This is a genomic window from Pseudoalteromonas sp. DSM 26666 (genome assembly GCF_900116475.1).
GTDB lineage: Bacteria > Pseudomonadota > Gammaproteobacteria > Enterobacterales > Alteromonadaceae > Pseudoalteromonas > Pseudoalteromonas tetraodonis.
Map to the genome: position 1 here is coordinate 192275 of NZ_FPAR01000002.1, position 17959 is coordinate 210233.

Below are 17959 nucleotides of genomic sequence, written 5' to 3' on the forward strand. Positions count from 1 at the left end.
AATTTAAACGCCGCGATTTTAGCACAGCCAATACATTCAGGCATCTATTAAAGCACTTATAAATAATGGGCTTGGTCTTGCTTTGAAGGGATCCTGCAATAGTGATATTTACCAAATAAGGTATATCGATTTGATGCAATTTTATCATAAAGCCAATTGTTAAAACGATTTGGCAACACACTAAATATACCACTAAGTTTCCACGGATAGCCTAGCTGTTTAATCACCTCAAAAAATGCATGGCTTTGTATAAATGCTTGAGCGTTTTCAATGTAAACCATAGAGGCAAAATCAGTTGTCGAATAGCCAAAGTGCATTAATATTTGTTGTCCTTTTGGCGATTGTACACTGCACAGTTTAAACATGGCCTGAGGATCGTGAGCAATAATAAAATTACACCACGCACTACAAAGCTTGCACTGGGCGTCGAACAGTATAATTTTTTGGTTTTTTATTAGCGCGGCGGTATGAGTCATTAATTACTTGCTCAAGCGAGGGCTTATTGTTGCACTGGTTTTTTTTGTAGCTTGCGCTGCAAAGTGCGTCTATGCATATTAAGCTGCCTTGCAGTCATTGATACATTACCGTTGTTGCTGTGCAATACATGTTGAATATGCTCCCACTCCAAACGCTCAGGTGACATAACCTCTTCAGGAATTTCGGTTACTGTCGTTGCCAGCTCTACTTTTAGCGCTTTTAGTAAGCTTGCCATATCGACAGGCTTAGTTAAATAGTCATTAGCGCCCAAGCGCATCGCCTCTACGGCTGTAGCTATACTTGCAAAGCCAGTAAGCAATACAATATGCGCCTTGGGTAACAAGTGTCGCAGCGGTGCAATAAGCGCCAGCCCATTTTCATCTGCTAACTTCATATCTAATAAAATACAATCAGGTTGCTGCTGGCGAGCCCTAAGTAAAGCCTCTGTTTGGTTATGTGCAACCTCACAGTTAAAGCTGTGTTTTGTTAAGCGCCTTGCCAAAGTGGTAGCAAGGTTAATGTCATCTTCAATAATTAGCAGCTTCATAGCGCCGACTCGGTTATTAATAGTGGCATTTGTATCTTGGCCACCGCCCCACCATCGGGGTGATTATAAACAGTTAACGAACCATTTAAACGCTCAAACGTGACATTTGATAGCATAACCGCTATTCCCATGCCTTGCTCGCTGGGCATGAGCTGCCCTCCTAACTCCGCTAACTCTGAGGATAAAAAACCAGCGCCAAAATCCCGAATAATTAACGCAATACTTTGCGCATCTGGCTGTTGCCAACTCAACTCTAATTGCATTTGGCCTTTTTTTTCGTTAGCAAGCGCTGCATTTTGTAATAAGTTTAAAATAGCAGGTAGCAGCATGGCATCACTTTTTAATGTGGCTTTAGGCGCCTCATTAAGCCAGTTTATTTGTTGATTAGGGTATTGTAATAGCAACGTATCATGAATTTGATTTTGCAGCTGCTCTGCTTTTATAGGTGTTTGCGTGTTTTTATCTCGTAGCTGCATAGAGAGCTTTCTAAAATCATTAAGCTGAGTGCGGCATTGCAGCAAGGGTGCTTGCATTTGCTGAATAATTTCATTGTTGGGATACTCTTCTACAAGCTCTTCAAACAATAATTGTAAATTAGCAATAGGCGTTGCTAATTGATGAGTAATTTGCGCCGCTGCGCCATCGAGAGTAACCAGTTGTTCACTACGCAACTGTTTCTCTCTAACTTTGGCAATAGTGCGCTCACGTTGTTGTAAAGCACGGTTCATTGCACCAATAACCAACGCAATCACGCAGGCACTGATAACAAAATTAACCCACATACCAATAAAGTGGCCACTCATGTTCATTTGGTGCATGCTATGCTCTGGCATTTTAATCAGTAGCATGCTGTAGGCAGCGATAGCCAGCACAGCAATATAGGCAAGCCCACGAGCGCTCAATGTAATTGCCGCTATCATAATAGGTAACAATAATAACGACACAAATGCGTTAGTTGCACCGCCACTTAAAGACAACAAAATAGTTAAAAAAAGTACGTCAGCGGTCAGTTGCATCAGCATGCCAACAGGCTTTGCTTGGCTAACATTTCTATAAGCAAAGATACTTGCTAACTGAAAAACCGCCTCAAGCGTAATAACGGCTAGCAACGGCATGAGCGCAATTTGATGCTCTAATAAAAAATAAACGCTTAACACCGCAATAAGCTGCACAGCAATGGCGCCACTGCGTAGCATTAATAACCGGCTAATAGCAGGATCGGTTTTAATTAACACAATAAGATTCACCTGACTGAATATACATTGCTTTGTTATCCATTATAAATAATGCTTTTTAAGTAATGATTTCATAATATGCACCTCATATTAGCTGCTCACTCAGCCGCACTCAAGCATATATGGTCAACAAAGTATTCGTATTCTATTAAGCTTAGAAAGCCTATGAGCTATCGTGTAAAACACGCACAATCATTAAAAGCATTTAATTAACACAATAAAAACAAGCCACTTACCTTTAAACAAAAATGCAGCAAATAGTCCGTAAAATAGCAGTAATTACTAAGCAAACCATGCTATAAACTAGTGTTAACAGCTAATTTTTGATATAACGTCCTCATTAGACGAACACGTCATACCACTTTTAAGAGAACACACTATGCCTTACGCACATATCACTGGTTGGGGTAAATGCATTCCACCAGCAAGCATCAGCAACGACGAAATAAGTGAAATTGTAGATACAACCGATGAGTGGATCACCACACGCACAGGTATCAAGGCACGAAGAGTTAGCCATGTAAGTACTGCTGAACTTGCTAGTGTGGCTGCAAAACATGCCATTGCTTGTGCTGGCGTAGATGCAAAAGATATCGATTTAGTTATTTTAGCAACGTGCACCCCCTCAACAGTAGTTGCAAACACCGCCTCATTAGTACAAAAAAATATTGGTGCCACAGGCGCTGCAGCAATGGATACTAACGCTGCATGTTCTGGTTTCTTATATGCTTTACAAGCTGCAACAGCGCAAATTCAAGCTGGCATGATCAAAAAAGCTGTCGTTATCGCGGCTGAGCGCATGACGTGGTATGTAAACTGGGCACGACGCGACAGCGCAGTATTATTTGGTGATGGTGCCGGTGCCGTTGTGCTTGAAGCAGCAGAAACACCTGCAGGCTTATTAGGGACTAAAACCGGTTGTGACAGCGAAGATCGTGATATTTTACACATTACTAATTTTGGCAGTGATTTAAATAAATATGAGCCAATTGGTCCATCAGACCTTTTATTTGAAGGCCGTGAAATATTTAAACGTGCCGTTAAAGGCATGAGTGAAGCCTGTGACGACGTGCTTGAACAGGCCAATCTTAAGTTAGACGATATCGATGTACTAGTTCCGCATCAAGCCAATCTACGCATAATTCAAGCTATTCAAAATCGCTTAAAAGTGGATGACGAAAAAGTAATGGTCAATATTGGTGAATATGGCAACACCTCTGCTGCCACCATTGCAATTGCATTGTGTGAAGCCGTTGAGCAAGGCTTAATTAAACCGCATGCAAACATTATGTCGGCGGCATTTGGGGCTGGCCTTACTTGGGCGGCAAGCTATATAAAATGGGGCGAGCGAGTAACGCCTATTGCTATTAGTGATGCTGAGCTTCCACCGTGTGATAAAACGGGTTTAGAGCTTGTTGCACCGGCTGTAAAAGCGTGTAAAGACGCAGAGCCTAGCTAAAAGCTAATATATATGACCATGCACATGTATTGATAAACAGCGCACTGCTTTTAGTGCGCTTTTTGCTTTTTAAGGAAAATATATGCAACTACTAGGCATTCATCATGTAGCCATCATTTGTAGCAACTACCCACGCTCTAAACATTTTTATAGTGAAATATTAAAACTCACGATTATTAATGAGCATTATCGTGCACAGCGTCAGTCTTACAAACTCGATTTAGCTTTACCTGATGGTAGTCAGTTAGAATTATTTTCGTTTAATGATGCGCCAAGTAGACCAAGCTACCCCGAAGCACAAGGACTTAGACATTTAGCATTTAAGGTTAGTAGTGTAGAAAACAGTAAAACGTATTTAGAGTCGCATGGAATCGACGTAGAAGAAATAAGAGTGGATGAAACTACCGGCAAAAAATTCACCTTTTTTGCCGATCCAGATGGTTTACCCCTTGAGTTATATGCGCTTTAACATCAAATAACTCAAGGTATATTTAATTTAGTTAAATCGATTTTGTAGGTACGTAAATACTGCACGAATACCCAGTGCCTCACCACCAGCTGGACGCCCAGGTAATGCACGTAAATTCCATGCCATTACGTCAAAGTGAACCCATGGTGTATTTGGCTCTACAAACTCTTTCAAATAGAGCGCAGCGGTTATTGCGCCACCAAATGGCGTACTTGCACAGTTAGCCATATCAGCCACATCGCTTTTCAAAAATGGTTTGTATTGCTCGAATAACGGCAATTGCCAAACAGGGTCGTTAACTTGTATTCCCGAGTCCATAATGGCATTTGCTACAGCGCGATCCGTTGAGAAAAAACCTGGTAGCTCTGTACCTAAAGCAACGCGGCACGCACCGGTTAATGTAGCAAAATCTATGATTAATTCAGGATCATCGTTTTGTGCTTCGCTTAGTGCATCACACAGCACTAGTCGCCCTTCTGCATCGGTATTGTCTATTTCGACCATAATACCTTTACGGGTTTTTACTACATCGCCAGGGCGAAATGCATTACGCGAAACAGCATTTTCAACCGCAGGCACTAAAACACGAAGGCGTATTGGTAAGTTAGCGGCCATAATTAGCTGAGCCAGGGCAATAACATGCGCGGCCCCACCCATGTCTTTTTTCATGTTGCGCATGCCTGAACTAGGTTTTAAATCCAGTCCACCGGAATCAAAACAGACACCTTTACCGACTAACGTAATTTGTGGCGCATCGACTGCCCCCCATTTCAAGTCAAGTAATCGTGGTTTATTTTCACTCGCGCGCCCTACCATATGAATAGTTGGGTAATTTTGCTCTAATAACTCATCACCTATCCACTGCGAAAATTCACCGTCGAATGTATCTGCTAGGTCACTCATTACCTGCGATAAGTGCTGCGGCATCATATCGGCAGCTGGGGTATTAACTAAATCGCGTGCTAAATTAATGGCATCCGCTTGTTGTTTTACTTGTTCATATAATGTTTTATCAGCAATACCAAGCTGAGCTTTCGCTGTGGCTTTTTGTTTGTATTCACTAAACTCATAACCACCCAAGACAAAGCCTAAAGCAAGTTGAGCAACTAAAGACTCATCACCTTGAATTTGATAACAACCCGCAGGTAATTTACTGGCAAGCTCGCCAGCAGCCCAAAAATCATCAGTGCTTTGCATTACACAAAATACCTGACTAAGTTCACCCGTTTCTGGGTTTGGTACTAGTGCGAGTCCTGATTTTTCAAAATCTGTGTTTGCTAGCCAGCGCTGTACAAAACTCGGTTGCTGCGTAAGCCAATCGGTTAGTTCGTTTTTAACGATAAATGATAGAGGAATTCCTGAAGAGGTATGACGAAGTAAAGCACTCATTAAATGACTCACATAATAGAAAATGATGCCTTAGCATAACAATAAGCACTATTAAAAGGTATAGCTAATTAAATACCAGTACATTACTTTTTTACAGACGGCGTAGAGTCTTGTTTTTGGTTTTGTTGAGCAATTTCTTGATCAATTTCTTTAATCGGCTTGTTCATACTAAACGAACTAGGTAGTACATCAACACCAACTAATTGACCCAACTTTACAACCAAGGGGATAGTTAACGGAGCAAATGGCAATAAGGCAAAAATGCCTAACCCTAGTCCTTTTAATATATCAACAAACTGCTCATTAGCGCGTTTTAGTTCTGCCTTGTTTGTTTGCCCTTGCGTGTAACGCCGGTAGGTTTGCAGCATTTCTTTGGTTTCTTGCCTTTCTTGGGCAAGCGCAATTTTAAGCGCAACCATAGCTCGACGAAAACGAAGTTGCTGCCGCTTTTTACTTATTTTAGCAACCCGCCAGGGTGCACGATGGATAACTTTATATAATCGCATAGCTTGTATTCTCACACAGCGCTTTCAGTTCACAAAGAATAATTTACACGCTTTATTCAATCATTTATTCTTAAAGTTCATTTTCCTCAGTTTTAATTAAAAACATGCAAAAAAACATACCCAACACTAAACCCGAAAGGCCAAAATCTGATGAGTGCTGCGGCGGCGGTAGTTGCTGTCCATGTGTATGGGATGAGTACAAAGAAAAACTTGCACAGTGGAAAAAACATCATGGTGAAAATATCAATAGCAGGTCAGTTTAATTCAATAATAGAAAGTAGCTAAAATAGCTTATTTAATTAATAACTATGTATCAATGCCTGCTTTTACCCCCTTTCCCTGCCCTACTTATGATTAACTCTGCGTTATTTTTAGATAAATCATTTGTTTCAACTTGTTAAATAGTGGTTAATTACCCATTGCCCTCTTTAGTTTTTTTATCTATAGTCTATTTCGAGGACTCACAGGAGGTGCGCTTAGTTTATTAGGCTTTTAGGAGTGAGTTAGCAATATCTGCTCCCCATTGAATGTGAACCGTCCACAATAAAGTCATTAAATAGACTATACAAATCAATTCTAACTGGGGATATTTAGAATGAAATTAAAAAGCAATGCGCTTCAACAGGCCATCAAATTTGCTCTAGCAACAACAGCCGCAGGCTTATTTGTTTCTGGTTCAGCAATTGCTCAAGAAGAGCAAACCGAAGTTAAAGTTAACAAAAATGTAGAAAAAATTGCCGTAGTAGGTACGCGCTCTGCGCCTCGTTCTATTGGTGACTCTCCTGTACCTATCGATATTATTGGTGGTGAAGAGCTAAGTAAATCAGGTAACACTGATATGCTAGAGCTATTAAAAGGGGCTATTCCTTCTTTAAACGTACACTCAATGCCAATCAGTGATGCTGCTTCATTAGTGCGCCCTGCAAACTTACGCGGACTACCTTCAGATAGCACACTAATTTTACTTAACGGTAAACGTCGTCACCGTGCTTCAGTTATCGCCTTTTTAGGTGGTGGTATTAACGATGGTGCGCAAGGTGCTGATATTTCAGTAATTCCAAGTATTGCACTGAAACAAGTAGAAGTACTTCGTGATGGTGCCGCTGCACAATATGGTTCTGATGCGATTGCTGGGGTTTTAAACTTCCAACTTAAAGATGCCTCTGAAGGCGGATCTTTCGAAGTTCGCAAAGGCGAATATTATGAGGGCGACGGTGATACAACTCAAATTTCAGGTAATGTGGGCTTACCATTTACCGATAGCGGTTTTGCTAATTTAAGCTTTCAGTACAAAACAGCCGACGCAACCAGCCGCTCAGTACAAAGAGCTGATGCTACCGCACTTGATGCCGCTGGCGTACCAAACATTGCCCCGATCACCCAAGTATGGGGTGCACCTGAGGTAGATGACGACATCTCTATCTTTGGTAATGTTGGTTTAGAACTTACTAACGACTCACAATTTTACATGTTTGGTAACTACTCAGAGCGTGATGTACGCGGTGGTTTTTATTACCGTAACCCACATACTCGCCCTGGTGCATACTCAAATGATGGTGGCGAAACACTGCTTGTTGGTGATTTAACCGGTGATATGAGCGGTAACTGTCCAACCATTATGATTGATGACAACGTTCTTGATAACCCTGACTACATTAATGGTGTAGCAAATAACCCTGATTGTTTCGCATTTAACGAAATGCTTCCGGGCGGTTTTACACCAAACTTTGGTGGTAATATTACAGATACGTCACTTACTATCGGTACTAAAGGTGAGTTTACTGGCGGCTTTTTAGAAGGCGCTTATTATGATCTAAGTGGTACGGTAGGGTATAACGAATCTCGCTACTTTATATACGACACAATCAATGCTTCACTGGGTCCAGATAGCCCGCGTGATTTTAGCCCAGGTAAATATGAACAATTAGAGAAAAACTTTAATTTTGATATTTCAAAAGGGTTTGACTTTGATTTAGCTTACGATGTAAACATTGCCGGTGGTTTAGAATGGCATGAAGAAACCTTTACCGTAGTGGCAGGTGATGAGGCTTCGTTTATTGCAGGTCCATTAACTGATCAAGGTTTTGGTATAGGTTCTAACGGTTTCCCTGGATTTAAACCATCAGATGCAGGCGAATATGACCGTCGTAACTATGCAGCTTACATTGATATTGAAGCGCCATTTACTGAAGAGTTCTTAATGGGCTTAGCGCTTCGCTACGAAGATTACGATACCTTTGGTTCAACCACTAACTATAAGTTAATGGGTCAATATCACCTGACTGAAGATCTAAATATTCGTGGCTCTATCAGCACCGGTTTCCGTGCGCCTACCGTTGGCCAAGCGAATGTTAGTAACGTACAAACTAACTTAAGCAGTGGTGTACTAGTAGATTCGGCATTGTTACCACCTACAAACCCAATTGCTATTCAACTAGGTGGTACTGAACTTGAGCCTGAAGAATCACAAAGCTACACCTTTGGTGCGGTGTATACTATTGGCGATTTATTCTTAACAGTTGATTACTACAACATCCAAGTAGATGACCGTATTAGCCAATCAGATAAAATTGAACTTAGCCAAGCAGATAAAGACACGCTTGAAGCTGCGGGCGTACCTAACGTACAAAACCTTGCGCAAGTTAGTTTCTTTACTAATGACTTTGACACTACTACACAAGGTGTTGATTTAGTTGCTAACTACTCAGCTGAATTGTTCAGTGGTAGCTCTACATTTAGCTTAGCGTACAACTGGAATGAAACAGAAGTAACACGCTCAAGTGATATAACTGGTGCATTTAAAGTAAGCCGTCTTGAAAATGACTTACCTAATCACCGTGCAACACTGAGCTGGGCACAACAATGGGAAAGCTTTTCAGCATTTTCTCGCCTTAACTACTTTGGTGAGTACCAAGGCGTTCATGTAGATTATGATGAAACAGCTAAAATGGCTGACGCAGCTGTGACGTTAGATGTTGAAGTCACTTACTTCATGAATGACTCAATTAGCTTCTCATTAGGTGCACAAAACTTACTGGATCAAGAAGCAGAGAAACTTGATTTCACAGTGGCACCAAATAACAACTGGGGTGGTAAGTACTACGAAACATCTCCATACGGAATTAATGGTGGCTTTTACTACGCTAAAGCAACCTATACTTTCTAACATGTGTTAATGATAATCAAAGGCGAAATGTGTAATGCATTTCGCCTTTTTATTGCCCTTTATAAACCCATTTAAAATGACTTTTACACTCGCATTTTTTGTGACTTTGGGGTTATAGTAATTAAAAAGAATATTAGTTGTATTATGCTACTAAAAAAAGCGGACCAGTTATTATCACAAAACAAGCTCAGAGAAGCTGAGTTTCATTACAAAATGCTATTACAAGCAGAGCCTGATAATGGTGACGCCCTGTTTGGCTTAGGTAAAGTAGCACTGCGTTTAGAACAATTTGATGCCGCTGTTTATATACTACAACGAGCGTGTCAGCATCTCCCTTATGCATTAGAACCTTTGTATGCACTAAGTGATGCATTTAATGCGGTCAACTCTCCTGAAGATGCGCAAAAAGTACTCGAATACGCAACAAGTATTGCCGCAGACAACCCAGACACTCTTTATTATTTAGCCCAGCACTATTTAACCTTTGGCGAGCTTGATAAAGCGCATGCCACGTTTGAGGAAGCATTAAAGCTTGGAATAGCACCAGTTACGGCTTATGTTTTATTTGAATTGGTACAATTAAGGCGCTTTAATAAAGCAAATAATTACATCGATCAGTTACACCACTTTTTAACGCAAACAAATAACCTACGCTTAAAAATGGTCTGCTACTATGCTTTAGCTAAAAGTTACGACAAGTTAGACGATACTGATCAAGCGTTTAACTATTTTGTGATTGCCAATCAGCAACAACACAAACTCAGTGAATTTAATACTGAAGATTTAATTGGGTTTTATGATCAACTTATTGAATATAACAATGAAAGTGTGCTCAATTTAGCAAACCTAAATAAGCAGTATCCTGTTACGCCCGTGTTTATTATTGGTATGCCACGAAGCGGCTCAACCTTACTGGAGCAGATGTTAGCAGGACACAGCCAATGGGCAACGCTTGGAGAAGACACCAGTATTAGTAATAAGGTAGTCGCTTTTTTAGAACATAAAACAGGGTTACGCTACCCTCAATGCTTAACTAAGCTAACAACGCCTTTAATTAACCAAGCCAGAACTATATATTTAGATACCTTAAGTTCTTCTGGGAGCAATTGCGCATTTGTGATCAATAAACTGCCTAGCAATTACCAAAACTTAGGGTTAATTTATATTCTATTCCCAGACGCTAAGTTTATTAACCTGACCCGCAACTTTAACGCAACCGCATTTTCAGTGTTTACTAATTACTTTGCTGAAAACGAACCCTATTTTTGTGATTTGAATGAATTTACTTTGTACCATCAGCTTTATGAAAAACTGATGAGCCATTGGCAGCAATTTAACCGCTTAGCTATTTATAATTTAAGTTATGAGCAGTTAATTGAAAACCCTAAAGATCAATTAACCGCACTATTGAGTTTTACTGGCTGTGAATTTGAACAGACTTGTTTAGACTTTTACAAAAATAAAAGCGCCGTTACAACGCTCAGTAAACATGCGATTAGGCAGCCTGTAAATAACAAAAGCCTTGATAAATGGCAGCGTTATGAAGCCCCTTTACTTAGTTTGCTCTCGTTGCCTCAAACCAATTAAGTACATCTATAAATTGTTCTTGGCGTGCCTGTGGGTGAGTAAGCATATTAATATGGTCGTAATCTACTTTGTGCCCAAAGCGGCGGCCATATATTTGCATTTTTTGCACCCCAGTACCTGACTCATCAATAAACTTTTGAATATCGATAGGCTGTGCCAATGCTTTATCTTTTACTGCCGCAATATGTAACGTTGGAGGAAGCGTGAGATTTGCTAATGTTTTAGCGTAATCAAAGCCATCATCACTGTCTATCCACGGATTTTTCTTAGCCCACTGCATACTTTGATAATGGGACTTTTGAGTTTCATCATCACTGCCCCACTTTAAGCGTTTTGCTGGTAAATAACCGTGTTTTTTCGCTAATATTGGCGCCATAAAATACCAAATCAAATTGGCCTGAAATAACTTTTTAGGGTGGTTATTAAATAGCGAACGCTTTGAACCAAAATAGGCACACGCTTTTATATCGTTAATCAGCTCAGGGAAGCGAGCAAACACGCTATTAAGCAACACCCCACCCCAAGAATGAGCAACTAAAAAGTCAGGTTTTTTACTCTCTAACTGTTCAATTTTTTCAATAAATGCCGGAATATCTTCAACAATCGCCTCAGTTTGTCCATACCGTGCTTGCTTACAAATAGCAGGTTTACTTTCACCACGCCCGCGTAAATCAGCTACGTAACAACAATATCCGTGTTCAGCTAAAAAAGGCGCTAACCCTTTATTGCTATGAGTGTAAAATATTTTGCCATTTTCTACCGCACCATGAATTAATAACACCACAGGACCACTTGGCTTCTGATTGGCGATACGGCGTAAATGCAGTGTTTGATGGTCATCTAATTTAATAAAAACAGACTCTTGAGTAACTGCCAAAGCGAATTCCTTATAATTGCTAACAACTCATCCTACCAGTAATGCCTGGTAAGCCAAAGGGAAAATTATGCACTTTTTTTGTCTGTATTTGTTACTATTGGCTTTTATTCCTGTTGTTAAAAAAGCCTCATGAAAGCAAAATCAGCTCGTTCTAAATTACATCCGCGCAATCAACACAAAAATGGTTACGATTTTAATTTGCTTACCTCGCAAACCCCTTCGTTAACTGCTTTTTTAATTACGACGCCAGCAGGCAATCAAAGTATTGATTTTAGTAATAACTTAGCTGTAAAAACCTTGAATCAGGCGCTATTAAAAAGTCATTACAATATTAACTTTTGGGACATTCCTGAGCACAACTTATGCCCACCTATTCCAGGTAGAGTTGACTATATTCATTACTTAGCTGACTTACTCAGCGAAGATAATCAGCAAGTTATTCCCACTGGCCGACAAATTAAAGTGCTTGATATAGGCACTGGCGCTAACTTAGTTTACCCGCTAACGGGCAATAGCGAATACCAATGGCACTTTACTGGCAGCGACATCGATTTAGCAGCAATAAAAATAGCCAAGCAGCTCGCTCAGTTTAATGATTTAAAGATAACGCTTAAACAACAAAAAAATCCCGAGCATATTTTTAAAGGGGTGGTTAATGCGAAAGATTTATATCATTTAACGATGTGCAACCCGCCATTTCATGCCAGCGCAGAAGAAGCCAATAAAGGCAGTGAGCGTAAATGGAAAAACTTAGGTAAAGCCCCCAGTAACGCCCTCAACTTTGGTGGCCAAAGTAATGAGTTATGGTGTGAAGGCGGCGAACTGGCCTTTATTTCTAACATGATCAAAGAAAGCGCTCAGTTCAGTGAGCAAGTGATCTGGTTCACCTCGTTGGTTTCTAAAAAAGAGACCCTTGCTGCTTTACAAACACAGCTAAAACAGCTCCCTATTTGCGACTATAAAATCGTTGAAATGGCACAAGGGCAAAAAGTCAGTCGCTTTATTGCATGGAGCTATTTTGATAAAGCCACCCGAGAACAAATTTGTGAAGAATTAGTATAAAGCCACTTAAGGACACCCCATGATAGATTTTCGCTCAGATACAGTAACAAAACCGTGCAGCAAAATGCGGGATATTATGTATCATGCCCCCGTCGGCGACGACGTTTATGGCGATGATGAAAGTGTAAACCAATTAGAAGCTTATGCTCGATTACGTTTTAATGTGCAAGATGCACTTTTTTGTAGCTCAGGCACACAAACAAATCTGCTTGCATTAATGGCCCATTGTGAACGCGGCGACGAGTATATTTGCGGGCAAAGTGCTCATAACTACAAGTTTGAAGGCGGTGGCGCTGCCGTTTTAGGCTCTATTCAACCACAGCCTATTGAAAATGAAGCCGATGGTAGCTTGTGTTTTACTAAAATTGCTGCTGCAATAAAACCCGATGATAGCCACTTTGCAAAAACCCGCCTGTTAAGCCTTGAAAACACCATAGGTGGTAAAGTACTGGGTATTGATTATTTAATTAAAGCACGTGAATTTGTTGATCAACATAACTTAGCACTGCATTTAGATGGCGCGCGAGCATTTAATGCCGCAGCCGAGCTTAACCTTGATATTAGTGATATCACCAAACATTTTGATTCAGTCTCTATTTGTTTATCGAAAGGCTTAGGTGCGCCAGTTGGCTCATTATTATTAGGTTCTGAGCAGTTAATCGCTAAAGCAAGACGCTGGCGTAAAGTGCTTGGCGGCGGTATGCGCCAAGCGGGTATATTAGCTGCTGCGGGGCAATATGCTTTAGAAAATAACACTCAACGTTTAGTCGATGACCACGCTAATGCACGTTATTTAGCAAAGCAGTTAAATAACGTGGCAGGTTTTAACGTAAACATGAGTAATACCACAAACATGGTTTACGCTACGTTTGATAACAACATAAACATCACAAAACTAGCAGCCGATTTAAAAGCACAGGACATTGTGTTTAGCCCAAGTAAGCAACTTAGGCTAGTAACCCATTTAGGTATTACTAAAGCGGATATAGATACCTTTATTAAAGCCTTAACGGCCCATATTTAACGCGGCTTTATAATGTTTGCGGCACACCGATTCATAACGGTCGTTGCCGCCAATTTCTACTTGGTTGCCATCGGCAATAGCCTCGCCATTTTCATCGGTACGTAATACGTGATTTGCTTTACGCCCACAATGACACACCGTTTTAAGTTCTATTAACTTATCAGCCCAAGCAAGTAAATATTGCGAGCCGCTAAATAACTCACCTCTAAAGTCGTTTCTTAAGCCGTAACACAATACGGGTATTCCTAACTCATCAACCACATCAGTTAACTGCATAACTTGGTCTTTTGATAAAAACTGACATTCATCTACCAGCACACAATGGCGTTTTTTATCTGCATTAAGAGATTGAATAAGCGCAAATACATCTATATCTGCATCATAAATATGCGCATCTGCTTGCAAGCCAATACGTGAGGATACTTTACCTACTCCGGCTCTATCATCGATAGCCGCCGTGAGGATCACCGGCTCCATACCACGCTCTTTATAATTGAATGCAGATTGTAGTAAAGTGGTTGATTTACCTGCATTCATTGCAGAATAGTAAAAGTATAATTGCGCCATTGTCGTGCCTTCAAATAAAAAGTGCGCTTATGCTACCTTAAAGTGCTCAGAATACAAATTTGGATACGTTATTTAGCTATTTATTTTGCTTCATGCTCTAGTAACCATTGCTTGCGCTCTAAACCACCTGCATAACCAGTTAGTTTTTTATTTGCGCCAATAATACGATGACACGGCACAATAATACTGATTGGGTTTTTACCATTTGCAGCCCCTACCGCTCTCACAGCTTTAGGGTTGTTTAACTGCTCGGCAATATCTTTATAAGTCGCCACTTTTCCAAAGGGTACGCTACACAGTGCCTGCCATACGCTTTGCTGAAATGGCGTGCCGCTAGTATCAAGCTCTAAATCAAACTCAGTACGCGTATGAGCAAAGTACTCATTAAGCTGCGCCACACAAGATAAAACATGTGAATTAGTCACCTTATTTAAAGGCGTACTGATATAACTGGTCGGTGGATAAAACCCCACATAACTAATACCGTTTTCAGTTGCCTGAATAATAATATCGTCAATCGGACTGGGTAAACTGGTTTGCACTATCATAATTGCTGCCAAAGTTGAAAAGTTAAGTAAGATCGAAATGGTGCACAGTTCGCAGATTCAAACGAGCTTGCTGCCGCTTGGGCTTTTTTAACCCCTAAATCGCCATCAAGTAAAATATCGGGTTGGCTTTGACCGCGCAGTTTTGCGTAATTAACCGTCCAAGGGCCAATTCCTTTTAAAGTAAGCCATTGGTCTAAATCATCCTCCTTGGGGTGAATAGCACAAAATTCAGCGAGATTATGCAGTGCATTTTTACGTGCCTGCGGCATTTTAAAAAAAGCAAAATCACTACCTGCCACTACTTCAGGTGTTGGAAAGTACACCTTTCCCTCTTGTTGCTCCGAAAGCTGTTGCACTAATTGAGTCACTAAATTATGCGCCGCAGTTACACTCACCTGCTGACCTAACACAGCGCGAATACCCGCTTCAAAGGTTGACCAAATACCCGGTAACCTTAAGCCTTTAGTAAGTGGAAATGCATTATTAATGTGTTCGCTTAAATGCGCCTCAATTAAATAAGTATCTGCATCTAAATCAAGTACACGGCGAATGTTGTTAATAACTGGCTGTAAATATTGCGTATTATCTATATCAATTTGCACCCGAAAATGATGTTTATCTGCAACAAACTCAGCATCAAAGCGCCCTCTACACGATTTATAAGTAAAAGTACGCCCATAACTGGTTGGCGTTAACCACTCTATTGGCTCTATAAGTCGTTTTGCTAAAAACCCATGCAATGCTTGCCAGTTATACGGCGGACGAAAAGGCAAAATTAAGGTGAGCCCAAGATCAGTTGAGTGCTTGGCGGTTCTGAGCGCTGAGGGCGCGATATTAAGTTGTTTTAAAAAAGCATCATTGAATCGTCGTACACTTTTAAAGCCTGAGGCAAACGCTATCTCGGTAAGCGGTAAGCTAGTTTCTTGAATCAATTTTTTTGCAAAATGGCATTGGTTAAATAACCGATATTGAGTTACTGAAAGACCAAAATATTGAGAAAAAAGCCGCCTTAAATAGCGGCTGCTTATTCCTAAACGCGCAGCAAGAACTTCACAATCGCACTCGTGATATTGATCAATTAACTGCTTAGCACGCAATGCAGTGGTTTGTGATCCCAGCCAAGCAGCACTACCTGGTGCGCTATCGGGCCTGCAACGAATACAAGGCCTAAACCCGGCTTGCGCAGCAGAGTGCGCAAACTGATAGTAGGTTACATTTTTTTCATGCGCAGTGGGCGCGGGGCAAATTGGCCGACAATAAATACCTGTGGTTTTTACCGCTACATAAAAAAGCCCATCAAAACGCGCATCGCGGCTCTGACGCGCTTTTTGCCAATGCTGATTAACCATAAATTGCTCTTATAAGTTATGTAGCGCTTAGCTTAACAAAAACTAGGTATATTACTGGCCATATTCGGCACTAATCTTTATTTGCAAAATCAATTAATGCCTGACCCGTTAAACGATATATAATCCATTCATTTTGTGGCTCAGCGCCCATACTATTATAAAAATCAATCGCGGGTTTATTCCAATCAAGTACCACCCATTCAAAGCGGCCACAGTCTTTATTGATTGCTCTGTTTGCCAGTTCTTTCATAATGGCTTTACCAGCCCCATTTCCGCGGCTATCTGGGCTCACGTATAAATCTTCTAGGTAGAGGCCATTTTTTCCTAACCAAGTCGAGTAATTGTAAAAATATACGGCAAAACCAATTGGCTCATCATCTTGTAAACATATTAAACTGTGCGCCGTTGCGCCTTCACAAAACAGGGTGTTTAAAATGGCTTGCTCATCGGTTTTAACTGCATCAGGTTCTTTTTCGTAAATAGCAAGCTCATTGATAAAGTGTAGAATTGTTTTTGCATCACTTGGCTTTGCATCGCGAATTTCTATTGCTGTGTTCATTGTTATTGACCCTTAAAAAACTACTTTTATGCCTGGTAAGCATCTAATTTAATATAAAAAGTGCTTAACTAATTATGATAATTTAAGCCATTAATACATTTATTTATACCCTAGCATATCGTTTTATATTCAATAAGTAACGTTCACGAGCTTATTTCAATTTAGTCATTAGGGCATTAAAAAAAACAAATTAAAACAACGCTTTTATATATGGCAAAAAGTTGTCATTATGAGTACACAGTAAAGCAATGAAGAAGTTTAACTAAAATGGGTCATGGTCATTCACACAGTCACGTTGATGATAACCAAAGTGATAAACAGCTCACTCTTGCCGTATTTATAAATGTTTTACTGACTGCAGTGCAAGTTGTTGGCGGCGTATTTTCCGGCAGTCTTTCATTAATTGCCGACGCATTACATAACCTAAGTGATGCGGCCTCAATTTTTATTGCCCTCGTTGCTCGAAAAATTGGCAATAAGCAAGCTGATACAACCCACCATTTTGGCTACAAACGTGCAGAAATATTAGCCACACTTTTTAACAGTACAACCTTAATTGTGATTGGCTGTTATTTAATTTTTGAAGCAATTAGCGGGTATTTAAACCCTCAACCTATCAATGGCTGGATCATTGTGTGGGTTGCTGCAGTAGCGCTATTCATTGATTTAGTCACTGCATTATTAACCTTTAAAGCCGGCGCTAAAAATAACATGAACATAAAGGCGGCGTTTATTCATAATGTGTCTGATGCCATGGCCTCTATTGTGGTTATTATTGCGGGTACTTTAATTATTTTATACCAGTGGTATGTAGTTGATTTAATAGCGACTATATTGATATCAATGTATGTTATTTATCACGGCGTATTATTACTTAAAGCCAGCTGCAGCATTTTAATGCAGGCAGCACCCATTGGTTTTGACCAGCAACTTATCAGTAAAAAGTTACTGCAACAGTTTGCCATTACTCAAATAAAATCAATAAAAGCATGGCAACTCGACGATAACACCACACACTGTGAAATTGTGATGCAAACAGATACACTTATTGAGCTTAACGCCATTAAACATTATTTACATGATGAATTTGCAATTGAGCACTGTGTAATCGAGTGTTACTAATCACTGTTTTCAATAA

At 40.3% G+C, this 17959-nt stretch carries 18 protein-coding genes; 8 read left to right on the plus strand and 10 right to left on the minus strand.

Going from position 1 to position 17959, the window contains the following annotated elements; all coding sequences use genetic code 11:
- Positions 1-56 precede the first annotated feature (56 nt).
- Genes BM380_RS04850 through BM380_RS04860 form a run of 3 tightly spaced genes read right to left on the minus strand, consistent with a single transcriptional unit; the run spans position 57 to position 2259 of the window.
- Complete coding sequence (locus BM380_RS04850) at positions 57-476, minus strand: thiol-disulfide oxidoreductase DCC family protein (protein ID WP_090493263.1); 420 nt, start codon at positions 474-476, stop codon at positions 57-59.
- Between the two features lie 23 nt (positions 477-499).
- The gene (locus tag BM380_RS04855) at positions 500-1024 is read right to left on the minus strand and encodes a response regulator transcription factor (protein ID WP_090493265.1); all 525 of its coding nucleotides are present in this window, start codon (positions 1022-1024) and stop codon (positions 500-502) included.
- A complete protein-coding gene (locus BM380_RS04860) occupies positions 1021-2259 on the minus strand; it encodes a sensor histidine kinase (protein ID WP_064663846.1) in 1239 nt (412 codons plus the stop codon). The genes BM380_RS04855 and BM380_RS04860 overlap by 4 nt, the downstream gene beginning before the upstream one ends.
- Before the next feature lie 379 nt (positions 2260-2638).
- Here BM380_RS04860 and BM380_RS04865 point away from each other — a divergent pair, with 379 nt between their 5' ends.
- Positions 2639-3718 carry a ketoacyl-ACP synthase III gene (locus BM380_RS04865; protein ID WP_028834141.1) on the plus strand — a complete coding sequence of 360 codons (1080 nt, stop codon included), beginning with the start codon at positions 2639-2641 and terminating at the stop codon, positions 3716-3718.
- Positions 3719-3800: 82 nt separating this feature from the next.
- Positions 3801-4187, plus strand: coding sequence for an SMU1112c/YaeR family gloxylase I-like metalloprotein (locus BM380_RS04870; protein ID WP_090493267.1), 387 nt, complete (start codon positions 3801-3803; stop codon positions 4185-4187).
- 27 nt (positions 4188-4214) lie between these two features.
- Here the strand turns inward: BM380_RS04870 and BM380_RS04875 are convergent, their stop codons facing one another.
- Positions 4215-5576 carry a leucyl aminopeptidase family protein gene (locus tag BM380_RS04875; RefSeq protein ID WP_076921673.1) on the minus strand — a complete coding sequence of 454 codons (1362 nt, stop codon included), beginning with the start codon at positions 5574-5576 and terminating at the stop codon, positions 4215-4217.
- Positions 5577-5659: 83 nt separating this feature from the next.
- On the minus strand, positions 5660-6082 hold the full coding sequence (locus BM380_RS04880) for a hypothetical protein (RefSeq protein WP_090493268.1): 423 nt from the start codon (positions 6080-6082) through the stop codon (positions 5660-5662).
- A gap of 104 nt (positions 6083-6186) precedes the next feature.
- Between BM380_RS04880 and BM380_RS04885 the strand changes: the two genes are divergently transcribed.
- The 3 genes from BM380_RS04885 to BM380_RS04895 all read left to right on the plus strand — a co-directional run bounded on the left by BM380_RS04885 (position 6187) and on the right by BM380_RS04895 (position 10835).
- Positions 6187-6345 (plus strand): oxidoreductase-like domain-containing protein, encoded by a 159-nt coding sequence (locus BM380_RS04885; RefSeq protein WP_076916046.1) that lies wholly within the window; start codon positions 6187-6189, stop codon positions 6343-6345.
- 332 nt (positions 6346-6677) lie between these two features.
- Positions 6678-9248 (plus strand): TonB-dependent receptor plug domain-containing protein, encoded by a 2571-nt coding sequence (locus tag BM380_RS04890; RefSeq protein ID WP_064663843.1) that lies wholly within the window; start codon positions 6678-6680, stop codon positions 9246-9248.
- Between the two features lie 144 nt (positions 9249-9392).
- Positions 9393-10835, plus strand: coding sequence for a tetratricopeptide repeat-containing sulfotransferase family protein (locus tag BM380_RS04895; protein ID WP_090493270.1), 1443 nt, complete (start codon positions 9393-9395; stop codon positions 10833-10835).
- Here the strand turns inward: BM380_RS04895 and BM380_RS04900 are convergent.
- Positions 10804-11712 (minus strand): alpha/beta fold hydrolase, encoded by a 909-nt coding sequence (locus tag BM380_RS04900; RefSeq protein WP_090493272.1) that lies wholly within the window; start codon positions 11710-11712, stop codon positions 10804-10806. The two genes, BM380_RS04895 and BM380_RS04900, sit on opposite strands and share 32 nt — an antisense overlap.
- 129 nt (positions 11713-11841) lie before the next feature.
- Here BM380_RS04900 and rlmF point away from each other — a divergent pair, with 129 nt between their 5' ends.
- Together rlmF and ltaE are read left to right on the plus strand one after the other, a co-directional pair.
- Positions 11842-12774, plus strand: coding sequence for a 23S rRNA (adenine(1618)-N(6))-methyltransferase RlmF (gene rlmF, locus BM380_RS04905; protein ID WP_090493275.1), 933 nt, complete (start codon positions 11842-11844; stop codon positions 12772-12774).
- Positions 12775-12793: 19 nt separating this feature from the next.
- A complete protein-coding gene (gene ltaE / locus BM380_RS04910; protein WP_090493277.1) occupies positions 12794-13798 on the plus strand; it encodes a low-specificity L-threonine aldolase in 1005 nt (334 codons plus the stop codon).
- Here the strand turns inward: ltaE and BM380_RS04915 are convergent.
- The 4 genes from BM380_RS04915 to BM380_RS04930 form a co-directional block, all read right to left on the minus strand.
- Entirely contained in the window at positions 13781-14365 is a 585-nt protein-coding gene (locus tag BM380_RS04915) for a thymidine kinase (RefSeq protein WP_090493279.1), read from the minus strand. The genes ltaE and BM380_RS04915 overlap by 18 nt on opposite strands.
- Positions 14366-14445: 80 nt before the next feature.
- Positions 14446-14913, minus strand: a complete 468-nt coding sequence (locus BM380_RS04920) for a methylated-DNA--[protein]-cysteine S-methyltransferase (protein WP_090493281.1) — start codon at positions 14911-14913, stop codon at positions 14446-14448.
- The gene (locus BM380_RS04925; RefSeq protein ID WP_090493283.1) at positions 14910-16262 is read right to left on the minus strand and encodes a DNA-3-methyladenine glycosylase 2 family protein; all 1353 of its coding nucleotides are present in this window, start codon (positions 16260-16262) and stop codon (positions 14910-14912) included. The genes BM380_RS04920 and BM380_RS04925 overlap by 4 nt, the downstream gene beginning before the upstream one ends.
- Positions 16263-16332: 70 nt before the next feature.
- Positions 16333-16821: a GNAT family N-acetyltransferase gene (locus BM380_RS04930; RefSeq protein WP_016899173.1), complete on the minus strand. Its 489-nt coding sequence runs from the start codon at positions 16819-16821 to the stop codon at positions 16333-16335.
- 267 nt (positions 16822-17088) lie between these two features.
- Here BM380_RS04930 and BM380_RS04935 point away from each other — a divergent pair, with 267 nt between their 5' ends.
- Entirely contained in the window at positions 17089-17943 is an 855-nt protein-coding gene (locus tag BM380_RS04935) for a cation diffusion facilitator family transporter (protein WP_090493284.1), read from the plus strand.
- Positions 17944-17959: the final 16 nt, after the last annotated feature.

Excerpts from the sequence above, each read along its gene's own strand:
- BM380_RS04850 (WP_090493263.1), bottom strand. The coding sequence starts at position 476 with ATGACTCATACCGCCGCGCTAATAAAAAACCAAAAAATTATACTGTTC.
- BM380_RS04855 (WP_090493265.1), bottom strand. The coding sequence starts at position 1,024 with ATGAAGCTGCTAATTATTGAAGATGACATTAACCTTGCTACCACTTTG.
- BM380_RS04865 (WP_028834141.1), top strand. The coding sequence starts at position 2,639 with ATGCCTTACGCACATATCACTGGTTGGGGTAAATGCATTCCACCAGCA.
- BM380_RS04870 (WP_090493267.1), top strand. The coding sequence starts at position 3,801 with ATGCAACTACTAGGCATTCATCATGTAGCCATCATTTGTAGCAACTAC.
- BM380_RS04875 (WP_076921673.1), bottom strand. The coding sequence starts at position 5,576 with ATGAGTGCTTTACTTCGTCATACCTCTTCAGGAATTCCTCTATCATTT.
- BM380_RS04880 (WP_090493268.1), bottom strand. The coding sequence starts at position 6,082 with ATGCGATTATATAAAGTTATCCATCGTGCACCCTGGCGGGTTGCTAAA.
- BM380_RS04885 (WP_076916046.1), top strand. The coding sequence starts at position 6,187 with ATGCAAAAAAACATACCCAACACTAAACCCGAAAGGCCAAAATCTGAT.
- BM380_RS04890 (WP_064663843.1), top strand. The coding sequence starts at position 6,678 with ATGAAATTAAAAAGCAATGCGCTTCAACAGGCCATCAAATTTGCTCTA.
- BM380_RS04895 (WP_090493270.1), top strand. The coding sequence starts at position 9,393 with ATGCTACTAAAAAAAGCGGACCAGTTATTATCACAAAACAAGCTCAGA.
- rlmF (WP_090493275.1), top strand. The coding sequence starts at position 11,842 with ATGAAAGCAAAATCAGCTCGTTCTAAATTACATCCGCGCAATCAACAC.
- ltaE (WP_090493277.1), top strand. The coding sequence starts at position 12,794 with ATGATAGATTTTCGCTCAGATACAGTAACAAAACCGTGCAGCAAAATG.
- BM380_RS04915 (WP_090493279.1), bottom strand. The coding sequence starts at position 14,365 with ATGGCGCAATTATACTTTTACTATTCTGCAATGAATGCAGGTAAATCA.
- BM380_RS04920 (WP_090493281.1), bottom strand. The coding sequence starts at position 14,913 with ATGATAGTGCAAACCAGTTTACCCAGTCCGATTGACGATATTATTATT.
- BM380_RS04925 (WP_090493283.1), bottom strand. The coding sequence starts at position 16,262 with ATGGTTAATCAGCATTGGCAAAAAGCGCGTCAGAGCCGCGATGCGCGT.
- BM380_RS04930 (WP_016899173.1), bottom strand. The coding sequence starts at position 16,821 with ATGAACACAGCAATAGAAATTCGCGATGCAAAGCCAAGTGATGCAAAA.
- BM380_RS04935 (WP_090493284.1), top strand. The coding sequence starts at position 17,089 with ATGGGTCATGGTCATTCACACAGTCACGTTGATGATAACCAAAGTGAT.